The 5,356-nt window shown below is 44.4% G+C and carries 2 protein-coding genes; both read left to right on the top strand.

Going from position 1 to position 5,356, the window contains the following annotated elements:
• Positions 1-22 precede the first annotated feature (22 nt).
• A complete protein-coding gene (locus MK185_17555; protein ID MCH2042437.1) occupies positions 23-2,935 on the top strand; it encodes a DVUA0089 family protein in 2,913 nt (970 codons plus the stop codon).
• A 169-nt stretch (positions 2,936-3,104) separates the two neighbouring features.
• Positions 3,105-5,018: a PPC domain-containing protein gene (locus MK185_17560; protein MCH2042438.1), complete on the top strand. Its 1,914-nt coding sequence runs from the start codon at positions 3,105-3,107 to the stop codon at positions 5,016-5,018.
• The last annotated feature ends 338 nt before the right edge of the window (positions 5,019-5,356 follow it).

Raw genomic sequence — 5,356 nt, forward strand, 5'->3', positions numbered from 1 at the left:
AGGTTTTTCCGAAGATACAGATATGTACCGCATCACTTTAGAAGCAGGACAAACCGTTGCCCTGGATATTGATACCGGAGAACCTGCCCCTGCAAATAATGGTTTTACTGTTTATCCAGCATTGGTAGAGGTGCTGCAAACAGTTGATACAGAACTGCGTTTATTCGATGTAGAGGGTAATGAGTTGGCGGCAAATAGTGATGGTGCTGCCCCTGGTGAAGAATTCTCCCGTGAGTCCTATATTGAGTACACTGCCGAAGAATCAGGAACCTACTATGTTGGTGTCAGTCAATTGGGGAACCGTAATTATGACCCCAATGTGGCCAGAAGTGGTAGTGGTTGGACATTCCCAGAGGTGGGCGTGTTCTTTGGTGATTATGAACTCACCGCCTCTTTGGTAGATGACACTCCTCCAGAAGGGGAGAGTTCAAACGATACCATTGCCACAGCTACACCCACTGGTGTAACTGCTGACAACCCAACGGTGACTTTTAACGGTGAAATTTTTGGTAATTTCTTCGATCCCGATTTGTCATTGCGTACGGATATCAGTGAAGACGTTGATATCTATTCAGTGGAACTGGATGCAGGGGATTTCTTGCAAATTGATATCGATGCCAGCCAAATCGGCTCAGAAGTAGATACCATCTTGCGAGTATTTGATGCAGAGGGGAATGGACTCGCTAAAAGCGACGACGACTTTGCACCAGAAGAATTGTTTAACGCAGATGTTGGTGTTGATTCTTACATAGAATTTACAGCAGAAACAGCAGGGACTTACTATATTGGGGTGAGTAGTTTTGCCAATAGCCCATTTGACGACTTTGACACAGATTTCTACGATCCAAACGTAGTGGGTAGCGGTTCTGGAAACAACTTCGGTGAATATGAGTTAAATCTGGCATTAAACCAGCCAATTTCCTTTAATGGTGAGCCAACGGTGGTTGAACCCCCAGATGGCAGTGGACCCTCCGTTTCCTTTACGGCTACACCACTCACCCTTACAACAGATGCAGTTTTTCTTGCCAATGCCCTAGTACAGCCTGTTCTTGATGGTGAAGAGTCACCTGCAACGTCTACTTTGTCGGTACAGTTCTCTACTGAAGGAGAATTGCCCGAAGATGGTGTAGAAATCTTGTTAAATACCAACGCGGTTCTGACTGAGTTAATTGATGTCAGGGAATTCATTGCTGGTAGTGGAGTTACGATTGTTGGAGCGATTTTTGATGAATCAGGTGTGCCTACTGGATTACGGCTCAATGTATTTGCAACAACTGCCAGCTTCACGCTGAATTTAGACAACGCAGAAATTGTGCCTACTGATGGGACTCAAAACTTAGAGGTATCTTTGATTCCATCGGCTGGCTATCAAGCAGATGGGATGAATTTTTCTACACCCATCTACGATACTTTGAGCGATGTGCCTGATGTTGGCACCTCACCGACAGTCAGCTTATCTGCCATCAATACAGAACTCGTAGAATCGGAAGGTAACACAACAACATTAACCATTAGTTTGAGTGAACCACCACCGGCAGAAGGTGTATTGGTCTTTATTGATAGTGAAACTGAAGACGCTATTCGCGAATTCAATGTGTTTGATGCTGTGATCACAGGAGCAGATGGACCATTTGTGGACGACGATGCTAGTGGATTCTATCTGCCCATGACGGAGCAAACCGCGACAATTACCGTATCAGCTTATGATGAAACCACAAATCCTAATCTCACAGTAGAGGATACTCTCGAAGGAATAGAGACTTTAACCTTTAGCATTGCTGGTGGACCTGGATATAACATTTCCCCAGAAGCTAACTCAATTGACATCACCATTGCCGATAATCCCGATTCAGTGGAGCTTCCCGATGACGGTGACGGCGGTAATGATGGCGGCACCGGTGATGATAACGATAATCCTGAAAATGAGCTTAATGACACGATCTCAACTGCCACTGATACGGGGCTGAACACCGATAATCCAACTTACACAACAACCGCAACCCTGGATGTTCAAGAGGTATTCTCACCATTATACTTGAGTGGGTTTACTGACATTACCGAAGATGTCGATATGTATGCCTTTAACCTAGAGGCAGGACAAACGATTACTTTGAATGTCGAAGCCAGCGATACTACAAACGAAGAAGGTGAGGTGGACGTTTCGCTTCTGGCCCCTGTATTAAGGCTTTTCGATGACGCTGGTAATGAAGTAGCCATTTTTGAAAATTCGGTCACAGAAGATACTGTCCCTCAAGCAACCAATAATGCCTCTCTCGAATTTACTGCACCTGATGCTGGTACTTACTATGCAGGTGTGAGTGTTTTAGGCAACACTTTCTACGATCCAAACGTCGAAGGTACTGGCAGTGGTTGGTTTTTTGAAGACCAGTTTGAGCCAGGTTCTTATCTTCTGAGTGCTTCATTGGCTACTGAAATTCAGGATAGCTTTATACCTGTATTCGGCTCTCTCGGAGGAGACACCATCGAAGTTGACGGAGGCAACCAGTTAGTTTTCGGTGGAGCAGAAGACGATTTCATCGATACACTTGCTGGAACGGGTGGTAACCGTGTCTATGGACAGTCTGGGGATGATACCTTCGTCTTAGGCAGTGGCGATCGCGCTTTGGGTGGTTCAGGAGATGATCGTTTCTTCTTCTTAGGTGGCGAAAGTACCGCTACTGGTGGCACTGGGGCAGATCAGTTCTGGATTGCTGTTAGTGAAATTCCTGAAGCTGCTAACGTTGTTACCGACTTTACTGGTGGAGAAGACGTTTTAGGTATTAGCGGTTTAGGTATTGGTTTTGATGATTTGAGTATTACTCAAGATAATGCTGATACTTTAATTGCTCTTGGCGATGATGAGTTAGCTAAACTATTAGGAGTTACTGCTAGTAGTTTGAGTGCTGCTGACTTTGCCTTTGCTGCTTCTGTGTAGCATTTCTCTGGCTGAAACGGCGATCGCATTTTTAGGGTGCGATCGCTAAAATTGAATAACTGTGCAAAATTTGCACAGTGCAGAAACTCCCAACTAACGTGAGTTCGGAGTTCGGAGGCGCGGAGATAGCTAAAATTGACCAATCATTTTATTTTTGGAGTAACAGAAAATGGCAGTTGTTGGTATTACCTTAGATAAACCCGAGGTAGTTGAAGGAGAAGTAATTACCCTAACCATTAATGTAGACGGAGATATTCCCCCAGAAGGGTTAACCGTTCTAATTAATGATGTTGTCAGTGCAGCAAATCCTGTTGTACGAGCTTTAAGCGAATTTGATATTGCTAACGTTCAGTTAACAGGAATTAGTGGCTTTCCCATTCCAGCAGAAGGAGACAGTGGTTTCTTTGCCACTATCATCGAACCAACAGCCATCATTACCTTGCCAGTATTCGATGATGGGTTTGATGAAAACGAACCAGATGAAGTCTTTACCTTTGCGGTGATTGACGACGAAGCTTACGACGTTGACCCCGATGCCAGTAGCGTTACCCTGAGTATTGCCGATAATGAGGTTGCTAACGAACCGAGAATCAGTGATTTTGAAGACGGAACGGTTCAAGCCTGGACAGTAGGACAACCAGGAAATCATTTTGCACCACCAACCAATATTCCGAATGGTGGTCCCGATGGGGCAGAAGATAATTACCTTGGCCTTCAATCAGAAGGGGGTCAAGGGGTTGGTAGTCGTCTAGTCTGGTTCAATCAAAGTGCTGATTGGCGTGGCAACTATCTTGAGGATGGAATGAATACCATTGAAGCTTCTTTGATCAATGAAGGAAGGGAAGATGTGGTCATCCGAGTCGGTTTTGATGGACCTGGGGGAAGATTTGTAACCACCCAAGGAATTACCTTAACCCCTGGAAGTGGCTGGCAAGAAGCCACCTTTAACATCGAACCAGAAGATTTAACCCCAGATGGCGGAACCGATGTTGAGGCAACTTTAAGGGATGTTGCTCAAATTCGCTTTCTCAATAACCCTAATCCTCAGTATCGGGGAGTTGCAGTTGCGGCACAGGTTGGAGTTGATGATATTACCTTCACTAACACAGAGATACCTCGATTAAAAGTCAGTTTATTCACAGGACCAAATTACCTAATCGAAGACGAGGGAACAGTATCTGCTCATGCTTTTCTAGCAACAGAGGGGGTGATTCCCGAAGGCGGTTTAGTGGTGTCGGTGGATGCACCCAACTTGAGTGAGTTTGACTTAACAGGGGTTTCCGTTGATGGGGGTGAAATTGTAGCAGTTGGTGAAGGTAGTTTTGACCTGCGGATGACAGAATATACCACCCTGGTTAACCTACCTATTGCCAATGATGGGGAAACAGAAACAGGAGAAACCGCTAGTTTCAGTTTAGCTGCGGGAGATGGGTATGAGATTGTTGAGGACTATAGTGGCGGTAGCTTTGGCCTAGTGGATACCCGGACCGATATTCCCCAAGGGGTGATCAACGAACCCAACGACGTAATTGGGTTCGCAACCGACACCCAAATTAGTCCTGAGAACCCGACATTTTTCGGTACCGATGGGGTCTACTTCGACATTGGCAACCGTTATCTCAACGAAGATGGCACCTACACCTATATTGACTACAGTGAAGACGTTGATGTTTACAAAGTCGATTTAAGCGCCGGGGATACCATTACCATTGAAACCTTCGACTTTGATACCAACCTTGACGAATTTGGTGTAGGTTTTGCCATCAACGCCTTTGTCTACGATGCCGAAGGCAACCAGCTTCAAGACTATATCAACACCGGCTTTGATCCAGCGGCCGCTCCCGACAAGTTATTTGGAGGTCTAGGTCCGTTTGATGTCAATGAAACCGACAGTTACGACGAATTCACCGCCCCAGCAGACGGCTCCTACTTTATTGCCCTCGGTGACGATGGGCAAGTGCAAAACTTTTGGGACGTGGTAGCCCCCTTCTATGAACCGAACACCCCTGGTTTCGGCAACGGTAATCGCTCGATCTTTGGGGATTACAGCATTGAAACCCAGATTCCGCACTTCAAAATGTAGTATAAAAAAATACATAGTTTTAAAAAGTCCGAAAATCATACCTGGGCAAGAATATTTCTCTTTTCATTAAATTTTTAGGAAAAATAATCAAATTAAGAAGATTTATACTCATTGAAAACTTAGCAAGACTCAGCACAAACGAAGGAGAGTTTCCTCTTCTCATTTGATATCATTAGACTCTTATTCTTTTATTATTTTTGCTTTATCCAATTCAATTTATAGATAATATCTTTGACAAGATGCAGGTAATAAACTCAATATAAAACGCCTTTCTTCTGTTAAATTGACAATTTGTTTAACTCCGTTTAAAATCACATAATGAATACCTTGAAAACATT

The sequence above is a fragment of the Saccharospirillaceae bacterium genome (assembly GCA_022448365.1).
Classification (GTDB): domain Bacteria; phylum Pseudomonadota; class Gammaproteobacteria; order Pseudomonadales; family Oceanobacteraceae; genus Bacterioplanoides.

Excerpts from the sequence above, each read along its gene's own strand:
- MK185_17555 (MCH2042437.1), top strand. The coding sequence starts at position 23 with ATGTACCGCATCACTTTAGAAGCAGGACAAACCGTTGCCCTGGATATT.
- MK185_17560 (MCH2042438.1), top strand. The coding sequence starts at position 3,105 with ATGGCAGTTGTTGGTATTACCTTAGATAAACCCGAGGTAGTTGAAGGA.